General features: G+C 60.0%; 19 protein-coding genes and 1 tRNA gene. 6 read left to right on the top strand and 14 right to left on the bottom strand.

Annotated features, from left to right (window positions below; translation table 11 throughout):
• Positions 1–40 precede the first annotated feature (40 nt).
• Together AAFX04_12175 and nadA are read right to left on the bottom strand one after the other, a co-directional pair.
• Positions 41–487 (bottom strand): hypothetical protein, encoded by a 447-nt coding sequence (locus tag AAFX04_12175; GenBank protein ID MEO1046189.1) that lies wholly within the window; start codon positions 485–487, stop codon positions 41–43.
• Between the two features lie 20 nt (positions 488–507).
• Complete coding sequence (gene nadA / locus AAFX04_12180) at positions 508–1,515, bottom strand: quinolinate synthase NadA (GenBank protein MEO1046190.1); 1,008 nt, start codon at positions 1,513–1,515, stop codon at positions 508–510.
• A 238-nt stretch (positions 1,516–1,753) separates the two neighbouring features.
• On the opposite strand from nadA, the gene AAFX04_12185 reads away from it, so the two are divergent.
• Positions 1,754–3,370 (top strand): AMP-binding protein, encoded by a 1,617-nt coding sequence (locus AAFX04_12185; protein ID MEO1046191.1) that lies wholly within the window; start codon positions 1,754–1,756, stop codon positions 3,368–3,370.
• A 17-nt stretch (positions 3,371–3,387) separates the two neighbouring features.
• Here AAFX04_12185 and AAFX04_12190 read toward each other — a convergent pair whose 3' ends face one another.
• From AAFX04_12190 to AAFX04_12220, 7 genes are all read right to left on the bottom strand, one after another.
• Positions 3,388–4,485: a galactose oxidase gene (locus AAFX04_12190; GenBank protein ID MEO1046192.1), complete on the bottom strand. Its 1,098-nt coding sequence runs from the start codon at positions 4,483–4,485 to the stop codon at positions 3,388–3,390.
• Positions 4,467–5,351 (bottom strand): MBL fold metallo-hydrolase, encoded by an 885-nt coding sequence (locus tag AAFX04_12195; protein MEO1046193.1) that lies wholly within the window; start codon positions 5,349–5,351, stop codon positions 4,467–4,469. Before AAFX04_12195 ends, AAFX04_12190 begins: the two co-directional genes overlap by 19 nt.
• A gap of 148 nt (positions 5,352–5,499) precedes the next feature.
• Positions 5,500–7,116 (bottom strand): M56 family metallopeptidase, encoded by a 1,617-nt coding sequence (locus tag AAFX04_12200; GenBank protein MEO1046194.1) that lies wholly within the window; start codon positions 7,114–7,116, stop codon positions 5,500–5,502.
• Positions 7,113–7,484 (bottom strand): BlaI/MecI/CopY family transcriptional regulator, encoded by a 372-nt coding sequence (locus tag AAFX04_12205; GenBank protein MEO1046195.1) that lies wholly within the window; start codon positions 7,482–7,484, stop codon positions 7,113–7,115. Before AAFX04_12205 ends, AAFX04_12200 begins: the two co-directional genes overlap by 4 nt.
• A 170-nt stretch (positions 7,485–7,654) precedes the next feature.
• Positions 7,655–9,118 (bottom strand): HAMP domain-containing sensor histidine kinase, encoded by a 1,464-nt coding sequence (locus tag AAFX04_12210; protein MEO1046196.1) that lies wholly within the window; start codon positions 9,116–9,118, stop codon positions 7,655–7,657.
• A complete protein-coding gene (locus AAFX04_12215; protein MEO1046197.1) occupies positions 9,111–9,866 on the bottom strand; it encodes a response regulator in 756 nt (251 codons plus the stop codon). The genes AAFX04_12210 and AAFX04_12215 overlap by 8 nt, the downstream gene beginning before the upstream one ends.
• 116 nt (positions 9,867–9,982) lie before the next feature.
• Positions 9,983–10,636 carry a hypothetical protein gene (locus tag AAFX04_12220; GenBank protein MEO1046198.1) on the bottom strand — a complete coding sequence of 218 codons (654 nt, stop codon included), beginning with the start codon at positions 10,634–10,636 and terminating at the stop codon, positions 9,983–9,985.
• A gap of 247 nt (positions 10,637–10,883) precedes the next feature.
• On the opposite strand from AAFX04_12220, the gene AAFX04_12225 reads away from it, so the two are divergent.
• Positions 10,884–11,426 carry a DUF1993 domain-containing protein gene (locus AAFX04_12225; GenBank protein MEO1046199.1) on the top strand — a complete coding sequence of 181 codons (543 nt, stop codon included), beginning with the start codon at positions 10,884–10,886 and terminating at the stop codon, positions 11,424–11,426.
• Between the two features lie 68 nt (positions 11,427–11,494).
• Positions 11,495–11,568, top strand: a tRNA-Gly gene (locus AAFX04_12230).
• A 33-nt stretch (positions 11,569–11,601) separates the two neighbouring features.
• Here AAFX04_12230 and AAFX04_12235 read toward each other — a convergent pair.
• The 4 genes from AAFX04_12235 to petA form a co-directional block, all read right to left on the bottom strand.
• Positions 11,602–12,651, bottom strand: coding sequence for a S41 family peptidase (locus AAFX04_12235; GenBank protein MEO1046200.1), 1,050 nt, complete (start codon positions 12,649–12,651; stop codon positions 11,602–11,604).
• 161 nt (positions 12,652–12,812) lie between these two features.
• Positions 12,813–13,658, bottom strand: a complete 846-nt coding sequence (locus AAFX04_12240) for a cytochrome c1 (GenBank protein MEO1046201.1) — start codon at positions 13,656–13,658, stop codon at positions 12,813–12,815.
• A 15-nt stretch (positions 13,659–13,673) separates the two neighbouring features.
• A complete protein-coding gene (locus AAFX04_12245) occupies positions 13,674–14,984 on the bottom strand; it encodes a cytochrome b/b6 (GenBank protein MEO1046202.1) in 1,311 nt (436 codons plus the stop codon).
• An 11-nt stretch (positions 14,985–14,995) separates the two neighbouring features.
• Entirely contained in the window at positions 14,996–15,568 is a 573-nt protein-coding gene (petA, locus tag AAFX04_12250) for a ubiquinol-cytochrome c reductase iron-sulfur subunit (GenBank protein MEO1046203.1), read from the bottom strand.
• Between the two features lie 248 nt (positions 15,569–15,816).
• On the opposite strand from petA, the gene AAFX04_12255 reads away from it, so the two are divergent.
• The 3 genes from AAFX04_12255 (at position 15,817) to AAFX04_12265 (ending at position 17,909) form a co-directional block, all read left to right on the top strand.
• Complete coding sequence (locus AAFX04_12255; GenBank protein MEO1046204.1) at positions 15,817–16,317, top strand: TrmH family RNA methyltransferase; 501 nt, start codon at positions 15,817–15,819, stop codon at positions 16,315–16,317.
• Positions 16,318–16,442: 125 nt separating this feature from the next.
• Entirely contained in the window at positions 16,443–17,297 is an 855-nt protein-coding gene (gene hemF / locus AAFX04_12260; protein MEO1046205.1) for an oxygen-dependent coproporphyrinogen oxidase, read from the top strand.
• Positions 17,298–17,312: 15 nt separating this feature from the next.
• A complete protein-coding gene (locus AAFX04_12265; GenBank protein MEO1046206.1) occupies positions 17,313–17,909 on the top strand; it encodes a GNAT family N-acetyltransferase in 597 nt (198 codons plus the stop codon).
• Here the strand turns inward: AAFX04_12265 and AAFX04_12270 are convergent, their stop codons facing one another.
• A complete protein-coding gene (locus tag AAFX04_12270) occupies positions 17,910–18,752 on the bottom strand; it encodes a hypothetical protein (protein ID MEO1046207.1) in 843 nt (280 codons plus the stop codon).
• Between the last annotated feature and the right edge of the window lie 13 nt (positions 18,753–18,765).

Consider the following 18,765-nt stretch of genomic DNA (forward strand, 5'->3'; position numbering starts at 1 on the left):
GCATATTACGCGATAAGCGCCACGACGGGAAACGGGTTAACTATGGTGCTGGCATCTCGGCGGCGATCGCCTGGTCAACAAAGTCGATAATCTCCTTCACCGATACGGTGAAAACGCCGCCCTGCGCTTCTTCCCAGGCAGCAATTCCCTGCTGCACCGCACTTGGCAGCGGGAACTCAACGTCACTGTCATCCAGGCGGACCACACTGTCATCAAGGGTTTGGCGCGATACCGGCGTATGCGGCAAGACAGAACCTACCGCCTTGTTGGAAAAGGATATTCCGACAATGCTGAGATGGAACACTTCCATAGGTTCTTCGGCAGGGCCGATAAGCTCAATCTTCTGTATCTTGAGCAATGAGCCTTCTTCGCCTGCGCGGGTATCATATGCCCAGATCTGGCCTTCGGCATAGGCATGGTCGGCTGGATTATCGCCGGTATTGGCCAATAACAGGCCAGCCAGCAGACACAGAAGAAACGATGCCAAAGGCCTGATGTGCAAAACCCTCACCCCTTATGCGCCAGGTCCTTCGGCCCCAGATCGCCCTGGCCGACCGAACCGCCGGACATTTCCATCATCCGGTCGAGCGATTTCTTCGCTTCCAGCCGCAGCTCCTCCTCGATCTCGATGCGTGGTTCGAGGTCGCGCAGCGCGAAATATAGCTTCTCCAGCGTGTTGAGCGCCATATAGGGGCAGATATTGCAGTTGCAGTTGCCGTCGGCACCCGGCGCGCCGATGAATGTCTTTTCCGGCACCGCTTTTTCCATCTGGTGGATGATATGCGGCTCGGTGGCGATAATCACCGTATCGGCATCGGTCTCCTTGGCGAATTTGAGGATCGAGCTGGTCGAACCGACATGATCGGCATGGTCAATGATATAGGACGGGCATTCGGGGTGCGCCGCGACCGGGGCGCCGGGATGCTCAGCCTTGAGCTTGACCAGCTCGGTTTCGCTGAATTTCTCATGCACGATGCACACGCCCGGCCATAACAGCATGTCGCGACCGAATTTGCGCGCCAGATAGCCGCCCAGATGTTTGTCCGGACCGAAGATAATCGGCTGGTCATCGGGAATTTGCTGCAGGATGGTCTCGGCGCTGGACGAGGTGACGATGACGTCGCTGAGCGCCTTCACCTCGGTCGAGCAGTTGATATAGGTCAGCGCGATATGATCGGGATGCTCTTCACGAAACGCACGGAATTTATCCGGCGGGCAGCTATCCTCGAGCGAGCAGCCGGCGTCCATGTCGGGCAGCACCACGATCTTGTCCGGCGACAGGATTTTCGCGGTCTCGGCCATGAAACGCACACCGCAAAAGGCGATGACATCGGCATCGGTCTCCGCCGCCTTGCGCGACAATTCAAGCGAATCGCCGACAAAATCGGCGAGATCCTGAATCTCCGGCTTCTGATAATAATGCGCCAGAATGATGGCGTTTCGCTCCTTGCGCAGGCGGTCAATCTCGGCCCTGAGGTCGAGGCCGGCAAGGCTCTCACGGTTGATTGCGGACATAGGCGGGGTTCCCTGTCAATATATGGCGTAGCGCCATTGGCGACGGCCAATCGCGGCATGTTTGCCAGTGATATAGCGATTTTTGCGCTCTTTTCGAGCAAGAAAGCCTTTGGGGTCGCCAAGTCAAAGCGGAGTCCGGGTCGCATCACTGCAATTTGCCGCCGCATCGCTATAGTAAATAACTGCAAAAACACGAATCGACCGACCCGCAAAGGGCGGCACCCGGGAGAATGCCATCATGTACAAGGTTGCGCTGAGCGAATCCTATTTTCCTGCACAGACCGATACCCGATATCGCGAGATGACGATCGATGCGGTTCTGCGCGAGCAGGCGGAACGCATCGGCGACCGGAAAGCGCTGCGCGAGGTGCTGGCCGACGGCACGATAGGCCGCGAATGGACCTATTCCGGACTGCTGAGCGATGCCGAGAAAACCGCGCGGGCACTGGCATCGCGCCACCCGCAGGGCGCCCGCATCGCCATTTTTGCCGGCAATTGCCCCGAATGGGTAATGCTGGAATATGGCGCGGCGCTGGCCGGGCTGACGCTGGTGACGATCAACCCTTCCTTCACCCCGCGCGAGGTGAAATATGTGCTCGAGCAATCCGGGGCCGAGGCGATCTATTACACACCCGTGGTGCGCGGTGCCGAGCTGAAGCCGATTGTCAAGGCTGCCTGCCAAGACCTGCCAGCGGTGACCAACCAGATTGATGTGACCGATGACGACGCGCTGTTCGCCGGGCATGACGTCGGCGAACTGCGTCAGACCGAACCGCGTTCGATCGTGCAGATTCAATATACCTCCGGCACCACCGGCTTTCCCAAGGGGGTGTTGCTGCATCAGCAGGGGTTGTTGCAGAGCAATTTCGACGTGTTCCACCGCCTCGGCATCGAAGCGGGCGACGGCTTTGTCTGCCCCTTCCCGCTGTTCCACACCGCCGGCAGCGCGGTCAGCGTTTTGGGCTGTCTGACCATGGGGGCAACGCTGATCCTGGTCTCCGCCTTCGACCCCGCTGCGATTGTCGGCGTGATCGAACGTGAGCGGCCCAAAGTGCTGGGCGGGGTGCCAACCATGCTGATCGCGATCATAGAGGCGGCGCGGACCATGGGCGCCGATTGCAGCTCGATCAAGACCAGTGTCGGCGGCGGCGCGCTGATGGCACCCGAACTGATCCGCGGCGGCAAACAGGTATTCGGCGCGCCGACGCTGATCGTCTATGGCCAGACCGAATCTTCGCCGGTGATCACCCAGACCTGGGCCAGCGACAGCGAAAACGACCTGACCGGGACCATCGGCCAGCCACTGCCGCATCTTGAAGTGTCGATCCGAGATACCGGCGACAACAGTGTCTGCGCGATCGGTGCGCAGGGGGAAATCTGTGTGCGCGGCTATAGCGTGATGCAGGGCTATAACGACAATCCCGAAGCCACGGCGGCAGCGATCGACAAGGATGGCTGGCTGCACACCGGCGATCTCGGCACCATGGACGAACGCGGCTATTGCCGGATTACCGGGCGGGTGAAGGAAATGATCATTCGCGGCGGCGAAAATCTGTTCCCGGCAGAGATCGAAGCGGCAATGCTCGAGCATCCGATGGTCGCCGAAGTCGCGGTCGCCGGGGTGCCCGACGACAAATGGGGCGAGATTGTCGCCTGCTTCATGCGCGCTGCCCCCGGAGAAAAACCGAGTGCCGATGAACTGAAAGCCTTTATCCGCGAGCGCCTGTCACCGCAGAAAACCCCGGCGCACTGGATCTGGGTCGAGAAATGGCCGCTTACCGGCTCGGGCAAGATCCAGAAATTCGCGCTGAGCGAGGCCTTTGTGCGTGGGGAATATGAAGGGTGTGAGGCGTAGCTGCACGGATACCGCCTTCATTCTTCCGCCGCTGACAGTTCTTTCAGGCCAAGCTGCGTTATATCGGCATGTGTCTCTTGTCCCCGCCGCATACCGCCCATGATATAGGCATTTTCATGATCAAAAATCAGGGCACGATGGTCCATGCTGGCTTTGGAGAGTGGTGCAAATTGCGTCCACTGATCGGTGTTTACATCATAGCCAAATAGGGCAGATGATGGCTCTGAGGGAATATCGTCATAGCCGATGCCATCATAATTATAGGGGTTGTCGCTGCCGCCTGCGAAAATCACTTGTTCCAATGTCGCATTACCCGCTGCGGCCATGCGATAAAGCGGTTTGCCCGGATGTGCCTTAACCCGCCGCCAGCGAATTATTGCCGGGTTATCCGGATCAATATCCCCGCGCCAGACCTCATCTGACGGCCCATATTTGGGGCTGTCCGGTTCATCGCGCACCAGCACACCATCGGCGATGACAAGGCTGTTGCCGACAATGCCGCCGGCGTGACCAAAGACCGGTGCGCCCGGATAGTCGCTCGCGCCGAACCAGCTGTCGGTCTGGCTATCATAGACCTGCACAAGCGAGACATTACCGATATCGTGCCAGCCGGAGACGAGATAGATATAGCGATCCATATAGGGCAGTGCGACGCTGTCATCGACCGGCACCGGCATATTGGCAAGCCTGGTATAGCTTTCGGTCATCGGATCGAAGCGATGGACATAGGGCAGCGATTTTTCGCTGCCATCTTCAGCGACACTATAGCCACCAAAGATATAGATATCTTCGCCCAGCGTTACCGCGACGCTGGCCAAACGCCCTTCTGGACCTGGAACATCGGCAATGGCTCTGCAACGGCGGCGCTGGATCGGGCAGGCAAAGGCGATGTTGCGCGCATCGGCCCAGCTCTTGCCGGCAGCCAGGCCATTAAAGCTGTAGAGCGTCACACCGTCTTTACCCGCTGCCAGGGCGGCCGCATTATTGCTTATGGCTTCAGGCAGGACAAAGGGTTCCGCACCGATATCCTCATGACCAGCTTTATCACAGGACGTAAGCGCCAGGCCCAGAAGCAGGGCAAGCGATGATAGCCGCATCACACGATAAGGACCCATTGCTCATCATGTTGTTGCGTAACCAGCCCGCGGTTTCGCAGATCAATCAGGTGCGCCAGCACCGATCGGCCTGCGGCGCCGAACAGCCGCGGGTCGATCCCCTTATACATTTCCGGTACCATCGCCTTGATCGTTTTCGGGCCATTCTCGATCTGCTTGAGAATCTGTTTCTCGCGCTGCTTGCGATGGCCCATCATACTGCGCACCAGCTGGCGCGGCTTGTCAATCTGCGGTCCGTGCGCCGGATAATAGACCTTGTCCTCGCGATCATGCACCTTCTGCATCGAGGCCATATAGGCGGCCATATCGCCATCGGGCGGCGAGATGACGCTGGTCGACCAGCCCATGACATGGTCGCCGGTGAACAGTGCCCCGCTCTCAATGACAGAATAGCACAAATGGTTGCTGGTATGCCCCGGTGTCGCCACCGCCTCCAATGTCCAGCCATCGCCGGAAATCCGCTCACCATCCACCAGCACCCTATCGGGGGCATAGCTGATATCGAACGCCTCATCTGCGCGTGGCCCGTCATCATTCAGCACCAGAGGCGCACAGCCGATAATCGGTGCACCGGTTGCCTCGGCCAGCGGTGCCGCGGCGGGGGAATGGTCGCGATGGGTATGGGTGCAGCAGATCGCGACAATCTTTGCCTCGCCGGCGGCGGCGATGATTGCGGCGATATGGTCGGGATCGGCAGGCCCGGGGTCGATCACCGCACGGTCACTGGCATTGCCGACCAGATAGGTCTGGGTGCCGGTAAAGGTGAAGGGCGAGGGATTGTCCGCCAGTACCCGTGTCACCAGTGGCTCCAGCTGTTCGCACAGTCCGGTTGGATACGGTTTTTCAGGAAGGGTCGACAGGCTCATGCCTGGCTAGTGCCACGAAAACAGCCGAAAATAAAGCAGTCTGGTGGTAAAACGGGCAGCGCTTCCGGCGATCACAGGGGGACGCACTGCCCGCCTTGCTCCTCCAGCTGCACATGCGCATGCAACCGGAGGAGACAGGACAAAAGCGTCAGCCGCGTTCAGCCTCGAGCCGCGCAATCTGGCGGTCGAATGTCTTCATCAGCTTTTTGCGCAGTTTTTCCGGAATGTCGGTTTCCCGGGCAATATCGTCACGGGCTTCGCGCAGTCCTTCGAGCGCACCGGCGCGCGCCTCGGCCAGCCGCTCGGCACTGCATACCCGAACCCTCAGCAGGGTGCGGCCATCCTTGCTGCTGGAGGTGACTTTCTCGGTCTCCTCGCCCTCGGAACAGTCACGCGAAAAGCTGAGCTCCGGGATCATCGCTTCGACATCGAGATTCTCCAGCGACTCAAACGCCATTGCACGGGCCTCGACTTCAGCCTGGCGGGCGCTGGCTTCGGCCTCGGCACGAATGGCTTCGACTTCAGCCTCGCTCAACTGCGCCTTGACCATCATCGCGCGCGCCTTGGCCTCTGCCCTGGCGGCTTTCTTCTCGACGATCTCGCGTTCGATCATGACGACCTTTTTGTCAGCCATGGCCAGTTCGACCACCACAGTGTCAGTCGGTGCCTCAGGCTTCACGACAGCCACGGGCTTCGGTGCAACGGGCGCCACCATGGCAGCGGCTGCAACCGACGGAACCGGAGCCACAGCCTTTACCGGCTTGACCACACAGGCATAGCTTACCGTGGCAGTCAGAGCGAGGGCAGCCGCAGTACCCCCCAGCATACTCGCGGAGCCAAGAATATGGCGCGCACGCGATTTGGGTTTCTGATTCATGAGAATAAGCCTCTCTTTCAACTTGTTTCTGGGCGTGAGTGGGCTCCCCAAAGCCAATGTGCGTCCCGTCGCTGCCTTGGCGATCAGACGGCTATATTGTGCGCGTTCCTCGGCATCGGCGCTGGCCAGGACACGGGCGTCACATGCCGCCTCCTGATCGAAGCGGAAATAGCGATAGGCAATCCAGGCGAGTGGATTGAACCAGTGCAGCGCCAGCAGGATTATGGCGGCGAAATTGGCCCAAAGGTCGCGCGCCCGGTGATGCGCCAGTTCGTGGCGCAGCGCCAGATGCTGCTCGGTTTCCGTGTAACGCAGCGAGAAATCGACCGGCACCGCGATGTAGCGACGGAGCACGCCAAAGGCGAACGGCCCTTCTATGCCCGCAACCTCGATCACGCGAATATCGCCAATGCGGCGCAACTCACGCGCATCGACAAGGATTTCGCGTCGCTGCTGCAGATAAATGGCGAGTTCGACGATCAGGAAGATCGCGGCACCGCCGAGCCAGACAACCATCAGCACCGGCCAGATATCGAAGTCCGTCAGGCCGACGCCGACGGTCTGCTCGGCAAGACCCGATGGCGGCAGGTCGCGTCCCTGTGCGGACGCCCCTGCCGCCACCCGGCCGGCAATATCGCTGCCCCATGCGGTGACCGGCGCTTCGATGACCACCTTTTGCGAGAAAGCCGGCAGGAACAGCCGTGCCAGCGGGATCAGCCACAACAGATAGCCGAGTTGCGGCCCGAAGAGATGTGCCACCGGGCGGCGGAGAAGCATCACGATGACGATAAGCAGCGCCGTGGCCACCAGCGTATCGCTGCTCCACAACAGCCAGGTATCGGCGGAAAACAGATGTGCGAGGGTGTAGTTTCCGGTGAAGTCGCTCATTTTTTCATCTCCTTCAGGAGACGCTCAATGTCGGCAATATCCTCATCGGAAAATGCCTCGCGCTCTGCCAGATGGGCGAAAAGCGGCCCGGCGCGACCGGAAAACAGGCGATTGACAAAGCGGGTGGACTCACCGGCGACATAATCGGCGCGCGCCAGCAACGGTCGGTAGAGATAACGGCGGCCATCTACGTCATGGGCAATGGCACCCTTGTTCGCCAGCCGCGACAACAGGGTCTTGACCGTTTGCAGCGACCATTCGCGCTCAGCCGGCACCTGCTCGGCAATTTCCGAGGCGGTCAGTGGTGACTGGCGCCACAGGCAGTCCATCACCTCAAACTCGGCTTCGCTGATTCTCTCTTTCGGCATCCTACCCTCCTCAGCCTTCACGCAAAAAGCCCCTGCCCCAAATAACTCCTGCGCTGTATCTACATGCGTAAGCGTAACGACTACGCCTGTAAACATTAAACCCGGATGAACGTCACACAGTTTTCGGCAGACGGCATTGGCACGCTGCGATGAGCCGCGCCGGTCGCGCGTCAGGCTGCGGGAAAGCGGATGGTGGCGCTGAGGCCGGTGACCGTGCCGCTGTCATCGATGCGATTGGCCAGGGTCAATCTGCCCTTATGCTGTTCGGCAATGGCCCGCGCCAGGGTCAGGCCCAGGCCGGTGCCGCCAGTGGCGCTGCTGCGCGATTTTTCCAGCCGGTAAAAGGCATCGAAGATATGCGCCAGCTCTTCTTCGGCAATGCCGGGGCCATCATCATCGATGCGGATGACGACATCGCCATCATCGAGCCGGAGGAACAGCCGCGCCCGTTGGCCATAGCGCACCGCATTGCTGACCAGATTGCGAATGGCGCGCCGCATCCAGGTGACATGCACCGCTGCCACCAGCCGTGCGACGTCGACCATTTCCACCTCTTTGCCGAGATCGGTAAATTCATCGGCAATGGTGTCGAGCAGCGCCGCGATATTGACCGGCTGGGGCGGCTGGACATCATGGCCGATGCGTGCCAGCGCCAGCATATCCTCGAGCGAACGGTTGAGATCGTCTATGCTGGCGACCATGCGGCGGCGCAGGGTTTCGTCCTCAACCGATTCGACCCGCACCCTGAGCGCGGCCAGCGGTGTTTTCAGATCATGGCCAATGGCGCCGAGCATGACATCCTTCTCGTCAAGCATCGCACCGATACGGCGGCTCATGCGGTTGAACGCCTCGGTCAGCCCGGCAATATCATCCGGTCCCGAAGGTTCGAGCGGGGCATGATGCTGGGTCTCGGTAAAGTTACGCACACCTTGGGTGAGCGCCGCCAGCGGCTTGGTGATCCGCCGTGTTACCCAGATGATCGCCGCCAGCAGCACCGCGTAGATCAATATCGTCTGCACCACCAGCCAGGCGGTGATGCGGCGGCTGTCACCCGGCGCCGGCACCCGCACCGCCAGCCATTGCCCGTCTTCTCGCTGCAGTACCGCGACAATCCGTCCCGGACCGGCAGCCGTCTGCGGGGCGACCGCGCCCGGCGGCGGCAGCATCGGCCGGTCATCGAAATAGACCGCCAGCCGGCTGTGCGGGATATTATAGCCATTGAGCAACTGGCCCAGCCGCGCCTGCAATCGCGGCTGCGGCTCCATATTGGCGGTATCGGGCGGCGTGTCTTCCAGGGTGATGCCCCGGCGCATGCCACGACGCCGCAGTCCCTCGCCGATACGCCCGGGCAGCGGCCGGTCCGCCCGGTCGTCCGGCAGGCTATCACCCCTGGCTTCGGCCCGGCGGCGCAAACGCTGGGCACGGCGTTCACGTACCTGTTCCAGCCGCTCACTGGTGGTGACGATCCGCACCCCCAGCGCATTGACGATCTGCGCTTCGCTCTGCGCCTGCTGGCCGCGATAGAGCAGCACCGCATTGAACAACTGCACCGCCAGCAGCGCCAGCGCCAGCGCAGCGCAAATCTGTCCGGTGAGGCTGGTCGGCCACAGGCGCAGGCGCTTCTTGTCAGCCATGCGGCTCGCCCGCACCGATAATCGCGACATTGGCCGCCAGCATATAGCCGCCGCCGCGCACCGTCTGGATCAGTTGCGGGTCACGGCTGTCAACTTCGACCTTCTTGCGCAAACGGCTGACCTGGTTGTCGACAGCGCGATCGAAAAGATGCGCCTCGCGCCCCTGCACCATGTCGAGCAGCTGGTCACGATTGAGCACCTGTCGCGGATGACGCACAAACACCTCGAGCATCTTATATTCCGCCGAGGACAGCGGCACCAGCGCACCCTCGGGATCGGTGAGCGAGCGTTTGACGGTATCGAGCACCCAGCCATCAAAACCGAACCCGGCAATCTGTTCTTCACGGGCATAGCGACCGGCGCGCTCGACCCGGCGCAACACGGTGCGTATGCGCGCCACCAGTTCGCGCGGGTCGAACGGCTTGGTGACATAATCATCGGCGCCGATCTCCAGTCCGATGATACGGTCGGTCGCCTCGCCGCGCGCAGTCAGCATGATCACCGGCATGTCCCCCTTGTCGGCAAGGTGACGGCACAGGCTGAGGCCATCCTCGCCCGGCATCATCACATCGAGCAGCGCCAGATCATAGAGTGCGGTGCGCAGCAGGCTGCGTGCTTCTGCGGCATGCGCTGCTGCGGTGACGCGAAAACCATGACCGGAGAGATAGTCGGCGACCGACTCACGCAGATCGCGGTCATCATCAACCAGCAGGATATGCGGCATGGTGTCGGTGGCGGTGTCTGTCATGGCAGGATCGAACGGTCAGCAGTGCGAAAAAACGGTGTCGCGGCAAAAGGGTAAGGCAGCATTGCCGTGCCGACAAGCTGCCTTAGCCCCTGGGAGACAGGTTTGTCAGATCGGCATCAACCGCCCGGGCCACCAAAACCCCGGCCGCCGCGACCACGACCGCGACCGCCACGCCGGTTTTCGCGGGCCGCCGCGCGCTCGTCAGCGGTGATCTGGCCATCGCCATTGGCATCGGTGCGGTCGAAGCGGGCCAGCGCCTGGGCTTCCATTTCGGCATAGCTGATGGCGCCATCGCCATCGGTATCGGCGCGGCGCAGCATAGCACCGCCCGGTCCGCCACGACCGCGGCCACGACCGCGGGCACCACGCTCGCCGCCACGGCCCTTGCGCGTCTTGGCCAACTCCTGCTGGCTCAGCGTGCCGCTATTGTCAGTGTCGAGGCGGGCAAAACGCTCGGCCCGGCGTTCGGCACTCGCCGCTTCCATTTCCTCGAATGTCACTTCGCCATCGCCATTGGCATCGGCATTGGCGAAACGCTCGGCCTGACGCGCCTCACGGTCGGCAGCGCTGATCTGACCGTCACCATTGACGTCCATGCGGGCAAAGCGCCGCTGCACCTGCGCCGTCAGTTCATCGCGGCTGATCGCGCCATCGCCATTGCTGTCGCCACGCAACATGCGGTCGCCACCGCCAGGACCCGGCTGGGCCAGGGCAATGCCGGCAGTCAGCGCCATCGCCAGGGTTGCACTTGTCATCATCAGTTTTTTCATCGTCACTATCCTTGGTTTGTCAGGTGGAGCCGCAGTGCCAGGGGAATTGAGAGGGTGTGATCTCACTGCGGCTCCTTGATGACGGTTATGCCCGCGCTTTGTCGCACGCATTTGTCAGCACAGGGCCTTATTGTCGCAAAATGTATCAGAAAGCGCCTGGCGTTCATATGGACGTCAGAAATCTGGCCAATGGTCCGAACCTGCCCTATGCCGGGAACACTACCCAGTCTTTTTGCAAGGAAACCCCATGTCACTCTATGCGCTGACCATCCCGACCTTCACCCAGCTGCTCAACGGTCTTTCGGGCCAGCTCGACAAGGCCCAGGCATGGGCCGAAGCCGCAGGCACCTCAGTCGAGGCGCTGATGGCCGCACAACTGCACGACGATATGCTGCCGCTGTCGTCACAGATTCGCTTCGTCTGTGGTCAGGCACGCGATTCTGCCGGAAAGCTGACCGGAAAGACGATGCCGCCCATCGCCGAGGACATTATTGCACTGGATGCGCTCAAGGCCCTGATCGACGAGACACAGGCCCTGCTGGCGGATCTTGGCGAGGATGATTTCGCCGGTGATGAAGACGCGATGATCGCGCTGACCATCCCCAATGGCATGACCTTCGATCTGACGCGCTATCAATATGTGCGCGACTGGGCACTGCCGCAAATCTATTTCCACGCCACCACTGCCTATGCGATCATGCGGCATCTCGGTGTCGAACTGGGCAAGGCGGATTATGTCGGTCACATGTTCCGTTATTTCCGCGCGCCCCAACAGGACGCCGGTGAGTAAACCGCAAGCGGGCATTGCGCAAAAATATTGACGGAGCCTTGTCTGGCTGGCAATAGCGCCTCGGCCAAGCGGGTATAGCTTAGTGGTAAAGCCCTAGCCTTCCAAGCTAGTTAGGCGGGTTCGATTCCCGCTACCCGCTCCAGCCTTTCGCCATCACCCTCCATTGTGACACTGGCTATTCAGCCATCGCCCGCACCAACTCGAGCGCCTTGTCGGCATCAACTGCAATATCCGGGGCCACGCCGCGTCCCTCTATGCGGCCATTGGCGAGCGAGTAATAATCCGCAATCGGCAGAAACAGATGCACGCCACCGGGTATATCGAAGGGTTTTTGCGACAGCATTGCACCGGCAGTCCGCTCGCCGACAATCGTCGCGCGCGCCGCCGCCTGCAACGCGTCACTGGCCAGTTCTGCAGCGCTCGCGGTCTTGCGGCTGGTAAGGACATAGACCGGTCCCTCAAAAACCGGGATTGAGGGGGTGAACTGTATCCTGGTCAACGGCGCGTCGGCGACATCCGCCCAGAAGCGGCGGATCGACCATCCGGTCCAAGGTGTAAGTCCGACCATGTCATCAGCCTGCGGCGCGCCGTCATTATCGGCATACCATTTTTGCGAGACGAACAGACCCGCGTCATAAGGCTTGTCCAGCAGATGCCCCAATAGCGGGCGCACCGCGAACGCGCCGCCCTCATTGGAGCGCAGGTCGATGATCAGCCGTGCCGCGCCACGCTCATGCAGGCTCGCAAAGGCCGCATCAATGGCGGTGACGGTGTCGCTGCCCATCATCGTGTTGACGGTAAGCACGGCATCGTCTCCCGCCCATTCGAGCCGCACTGCGTCGGCACCGACGGTCATCTGGTCGAGATAGGCTGCGGTTTCCTCGGCTGTGCCGCGCGCCTTGGTCAGGTTGACGTGCGAAAAGGGCGCGTCTTTCCAGATTTCCCGAAAGCCGGCGATAAAGGCATCGCTGTCTGTCGCACTGTGCCCAAGCGCAAGCACGGCTGCTTCGATCTGGCGATATTCGGGCTGATCCAGTTCGCGTGGATTATAGTGATAACGCCGCATCGTCGCGTTGATGGCGATAGCAGTGTCGCGCATGTCGCTTATGCTAGCTCGTTCGCTTGGCGCGACTGAAGGCGCTCCATTGGCAGCGTTGACCGTCAGACCGGCGCCGGGTGCCACTGCAAGCGCGGCAATAAGCAAAACCACATGACGGCTGACCATCTGCGCCTCCCGTGAAACAGGATGCGGACATAGCTGAGTGTGTTATCCGAGTAAAGCACTTTGTTGCGCGGCTATGGTCGCAGCGTGCCATACAAAAAGACGGGCGGGAGATTCCTCTCCCGCCCGTCTCTATCTGTTGGCGCTGTTATGCGCGTGTCGGATCAGTGCTTCTTCTTGTCAGCCCAGATGCTGCGATAGGACATATAGGCAAGGCCTGTCGCAATCACCAGGAAGACAATGAACCACAGACCTGCCTGACGCCGTTCGATCAGCTTGGGCTCAGCAGCCCAGATCAGGAAGGCCGCGACATCGGTGGCCATCTGTTCCTTGGTCGCTTCGGTGCCATCGTCATAGGTCACCTGTCCGTCCGTGGCGATTGGTGCCGCCATGGCGAGGTTCAGGTTCTTGAAATAGGGGTTATAGTTCAAACCCGGCCCCGGCATCGCATCAGGAAATTCTTCGGCCAGCTTCGCCGGCGGTTCCTCATAACCGAGCAGCAGCGAGCGGACATATTCCGCGCCGCCTTCACGTGCCTTGGTGATCAGCGAAAGATCGGGCGGCAGCGCGTTGTTATTGGCGGCCCGGGCTGCCACCTCATTGGGGAAGGGTGACGGCAGCGGGTCGGACGGAATGTTCGGCCGGGTATCGGCCTCACCGGTTTCGGGATTGACCGTTGGCTGCGGGATGAACCATTCGGCCGCCAGCGTCTTCACCTCATCATCGGTATAGCCGAGGTCCTTGAAGTTGCGGAAGCTGAGATATTTCATCGAGTGGCAGGCGGAGCAGACTTCCTTGTAGACCTTCAGGCCACGCTGCAGTTGCGCCGTATCGAATTTGCCCATCGGACCATCGGAAACGAAGGCATGGGCTTCGGGTTCCTTGTGGAACACATGCTCGGCCGTCTCTTCATGCGGCTCGGACAGATAGGCCACCAGACCGGAGCCGAAGGAATAGACCAGGACGCCAACGAAGAAGACGCCCACAAGTGTAGCGATTGCGCGGATCATGTTTTGCTCTTTTCCTTATTCAGCAGGCTGCAGTCCGGGTGTACCCTTGCCACCCGTGGTGCCGGTGGCGTCAACGCTCTTTCCGAGCACCGCTTCGGTGATCGAATTGGGCAGCGGTTTGGGCTTCTCGATCGAAGAAATGATCGGGAGGATCAGCAGGAAGTGGGCGAAATAATAGGCCGATGCAATCTGGCTGATCATCACCCAGGGTTCTTCTGCCGGAGCGCCGCCGCAAATGGTCAGGATCACGACATCGACGAGCAGCAGCACGAAGAAGATCTTGAACAGCGGACGATAGTTGCCCGAGCGAACCGGCGACTTGTCCAGCCATGGCAGGAAGAACAGCAGCAGGATCGAGGCGAACATCGCCAGCACACCCATCAGCTTCGCCGGAATGAACAGGAAGTCGACGGTGAAGGCCCGCAGGATGGCGTAGAAGGGCAGGAAATACCATTCGGGAACGATATGCGCCGGAGTCGAGAGCGGGTTGGCCTCGATATAATTGTCCGGGTGACCCAGAGCGTTGGGCGCCAGCGTTACCACCAGCATGAAAATGATCAGGAACACACCCAGACCAAAGCCGTCCTTGGCGGTGTAATAGGGGTGGAACGGCACGGTATCGACTTCCGATTTGACCTCGATACCGGTCGGGTTGGACGATCCGGGAATGTGCAGTGCCCAGATGTGCAGGATAACCACGCCGGCGATGACGAACGGCAGCAGATAATGCAGCGAGAAGAAACGGTTCAGCGCGGCATTGTCAGGGGCAAAACCGCCGAGCAGCCAGGTCTGCAGTGACTCGCCAACCAGCGGAATGGCGGAGAATAGTCCGGTAATCACCTTGGCACCCCAGAAGCTCATCTGGCCCCAGGGCAGGACATAGCCCATGAAAGCAGTGGCCATCATCAGCAGGAATATCACCAGGCCCAATAACCAGATCATCTCTCGCGGCGCCTTGTAGGAACTGAAATAGAGGCCGCGACCGATATGGATATAAACCACGATGAAGAAGAAGCTGGCGCCATTGGCATGGGCATAGCGGAACAGCCAGCCCCAGTTGACGTCACGCATGATGTGCTCAACCGAGGAGAAGGCAACTTCGGTATTGGCGGCATAGTGCATCGCCAGGACCACGCCAGTGACGATCTGCAGTACCAGCGCTATCCCGGCGAGCGAGCCGAAATTCCAGAAATAGTTGAGGTTGCGCGGAGTCGGATAACCGGCACCAAGCGAATTATAGACCAGACGCGGCAATGGCAGACGCTGGTCGATCCACTGCATGGCCGGATTCTTGGGTTCATACTGCTTTGCCCAGGGAAAGCTCATAGTCTCTTACCTCAACCGATCTTGATGACTGTGTCTGACAGGAAGCTGAATTCCGGCACTTCCAGATTAGTCGGCGCCGGGCCCTTGCGGATGCGGCCTGCCGCATCATAGTGCGAGCCATGGCAAGGACAGAAATAGCCGTCATACTCGCCTTTGACTTCGCCGGTAGCGGCGCCCAGCGGGACACAGCCGAGATGGGTGCAGACCGCCTTGTTGACCAGCCAGTTCTCCTTGCCTTCAAGGGTCCGGTCGGCCAGCGTCTGCGGATCACGCAGCGAGGACGCATCGATGGCGTTCATCTCTTCGATTTCTTCCGGGGTCAGATTGCGAATGAACACCGGCTGCTTGCGCCATACGGTCTTGATGGTCTGGCCCGGAGCGATGCCCGACACATCAACCTCGACCGAGGCTTCGGCGAGCACGTCTGCCGACGGTGCCATTTGCGATACCAGCGGATAGACCACCGGGATCAGGCCGGCACCGGCAACGCTGACCGCTGCAATGTGGATGAAATCGCGGCGGCGAACGCCGTCTTCGCCTGCTTCTGCGCTCTGACTTGCGTCCATTACCTGTTGTTCTGCCATGCAACTAACCTGTCTTGTCGTCCGGAATATGTGCAGTTAAACGGGCGATTAAGAGAATAGTTCCCGCAAATTGGGGGAATTTGCGCCTTATTGCCGGCCGCTATGACCGATATTGATACAGGCTATCTCCACCGCCATTGGCGCGCCTCTTAGCCGCAAATATGAGGCCTTGCCAACCGCCTTTTTGACATGGTCCGGCGATAGCCTCTATCTATGCCTAATATATCCTTAAAGATGAATGGCTTGCTATGAAAGACGCTGATAGTTGCACCATCGAAATAGCGCTATTTCAACCAGATATTGCCGGCAATGTCGGCACGCTTTTGCGCCTGTCGGCGTGCCTCGGTGTTCCTATGCATATTATCGAGCCATGCGGATTCCCCCTGGGGGACCGCCAGCTTAGGCGTGCGGCGATGGATTATGGTGGCAAAGCCGAAACCACACGCCATGCAGACTGGGCGCATTTCCATGATAACATTGCTGCCGGAAAACAGGCCGCAGCAACAAATGGTGCGCGGCGCATCATCGCCCTGGACAATCCGGCACCGACCAGCCTGTATGCCTTTGCTTTTCAGCCGGGCGATGTCCTGCTCGCCGGCTCGGAAAGCGCCGGACTGCCGGAAAATGTGCGTCACCTCTGCGATGCAGCCATCGCCATCCCGATGCAGCCGGGGTTCCGCTCGCTCAACGTCGCCATAGCCAGTGCCATCGCGCTCGGCGAGGCGCTACGCCAGACACGCCATTGTTGATCCAGATCAAGGCGCGAACCGATGGCGCTGGACACAGTGCCGCGTAATGGCTGTCTGACCGGCTTGCCCCGACCAGTGCGCCATGCCAGACAGGGCATTAACAGCAACAGGAGCGGGACGCCAAAATGAACGACTGGACCGATCAGAAGACACGGGCAAATACCTGGTTCAAAAGCCTGCGCGACGACATTTGCGCCGAATTCGAGGCGATTGAGCGCGAGGCCGGGAGCGATGCCAGTTTCAGTTATAATGAATGGGATCGCGAGGATGGCGACGGCACGCCGGGCGGTGGCGGCCGCAGCGGACTGATCAAGGGCAAGGTATTCGAGAAGGCCGGGGTCAATGTGTCAATGGTCGAAGGCAGGTTCAGCGAGGACTTCGCCAAACAGATTCACGGTGCCGGGGATGATCCGCGCTTCTTTGCCACCGGTATCTCGCTGGTCGCGCATATGGCCAATCCGCATGTACCCAATGTCCATATGAACACCCGCTTCCTGGTGACGCAAAAGGCGTGGTTTGGCGGCGGTGCCGATCTCAACCCGGCGCTGCCCAAAGAGCAAGACACCGCCGATTTTCACGCCCGTATGCAGGCCGCCTGCGACGCGCACGACCCGGGCTATTATGTCGAGTATAAAAAATGGGCCGATGATTATTTCTATATCCCGCACCGCAAGGTACATCGCGGCGTCGGTGGTATTTTCTACGATCATCTGGAATGCGATGGCGAAGACAGCTTCGAGCGCAACTTCGCCTTCACCCAGGATGTCGGCCGCGCCTTTCTCGACATCTTCCCAAAGCTGGTGCGGCGGCGCATGGGCAGCGAATTCACCATGGAGGACCGCAACCAGCAGCTTGTCTATCGCGGCCGCTATGCCGAGTTCAATCTGGTTTATGATCGCGGTACGATTTTCGGTCTCAAGACCGGCGGCAATATCGATGCCATTTTGATGAGCCTGCCGCCGCTGGCGATCTGGGAATAGCCTGTATGGCGCACCATGGTTGACAGCAAGGAGCCTGTGCCACCAGGGCATATCGCTTCGGTGATTACCCATTTGGAAATGCATGCACGGCCTGCGCCAATAGCGAAACGAGATGCCCGGTTGCGGCTGGAGCATTGGCAAGACGTTTCACGCCAACGCTATAGCGACCTTTTCCGGCGTGTCGGCGCGCCATGGTTGTGGTTCAGCAGACTGACGATGCCCGACGCTGCGCTGCAAGCGATACTGACCGACCCAAAGATCATGCTGCATGCAATCCGGGATGATAGGGGCAGCTTGTGCGGCATATTGGAGCTTGATTTTCGTATCTCACCAGCCTGCGAGATTGTCTATCTCGGCCTGACGCCTGACTATACCGGTCAGGGTCATGGTGAGTGGCTGATGTCGGAGACGCTGCGGCTGGCCTGGCGCGATAATATCACAAGAGTCTGGCTGCGCACCTGCACCCTCGACCATCCCGCCGCACTGGGCTTTTACCGCAAACACGGATTTGTGCCGTTCAAACAGGAAGTCGAGATTTACCCCGATCCGCGGCTCACCGGTCACTTGCCGCGCGACGCGGCACCGCAAATCCCGATCATCACCCAGCAGTAATCACGCGAAAACTTCCTCCAGCTCGCCGCTATCCTGTACTCCGGCGAGCAACCGGTAAATCCCCACCGGCACCAGCGTCATGAGGATCAGATAGACACCAAGAACCGGCAGTGCCAACAGACCGGAGAGGAAGGTCGATGTTGCCATGCCCAATTGGCCAAGCACCCAGATTGCGGCATAATAGACAATGGTGATCAGCAAATTGGCGCAGAAATAATAGAGTATCAGTTCGAGCGTATGCCCCCGGGTCAGCTGCCATGACGCGGCAAGCGCGCTGAAAGGATTGACGCTGGCGCGATCAGCCATGATCGGTCCGGCCAGCCCGAGCCGCGCAATGATGAACAGGGACATGACGCCATAGACCAGCATCAGTGATATCCCGATCACACCAGCCGCCATCAAATCGGTATCGGGTCCACTTACACCGACAAGGAAAAATACCGGCAACAGGGGCAGCAGCATAACGATATAGGCCAGCATCACCGTCAGAGTCACCGGGATGCAGGCGAGATAGCCATAGAGAAAGGCCTGCGGGAATTCGACATCCTCTGACGATGCAGTGGAGCGGAAGATGCTCATCGTCGCGGCAATGGCAACGACGACAATGCACAGCGAAAACAGCAGGATACCGATCTGGCTTTCTGGTCCGTCAAATAGCCCGGACCCCTGGCTGGCAATGACCGAAAGCACCGACCAGCCACGAAAAAATGCAGCAGAAAACACTGTGATCAGTGCAATGAGCGCGACACCGAGCATGCCGATATGGGCAAAACAGGACAGCAGTTTCTCGCGTACCAGAAAGACCGTCATCCTGGACGCTGCACCGAATTGAAATTGTGCCATTGCCCCTGCTCCC

Source organism: Pseudomonadota bacterium (assembly GCA_039818985.1).
In the GTDB taxonomy this organism is placed as follows: domain Bacteria; phylum Pseudomonadota; class Alphaproteobacteria; order Sphingomonadales; family Sphingomonadaceae; genus Alterisphingorhabdus.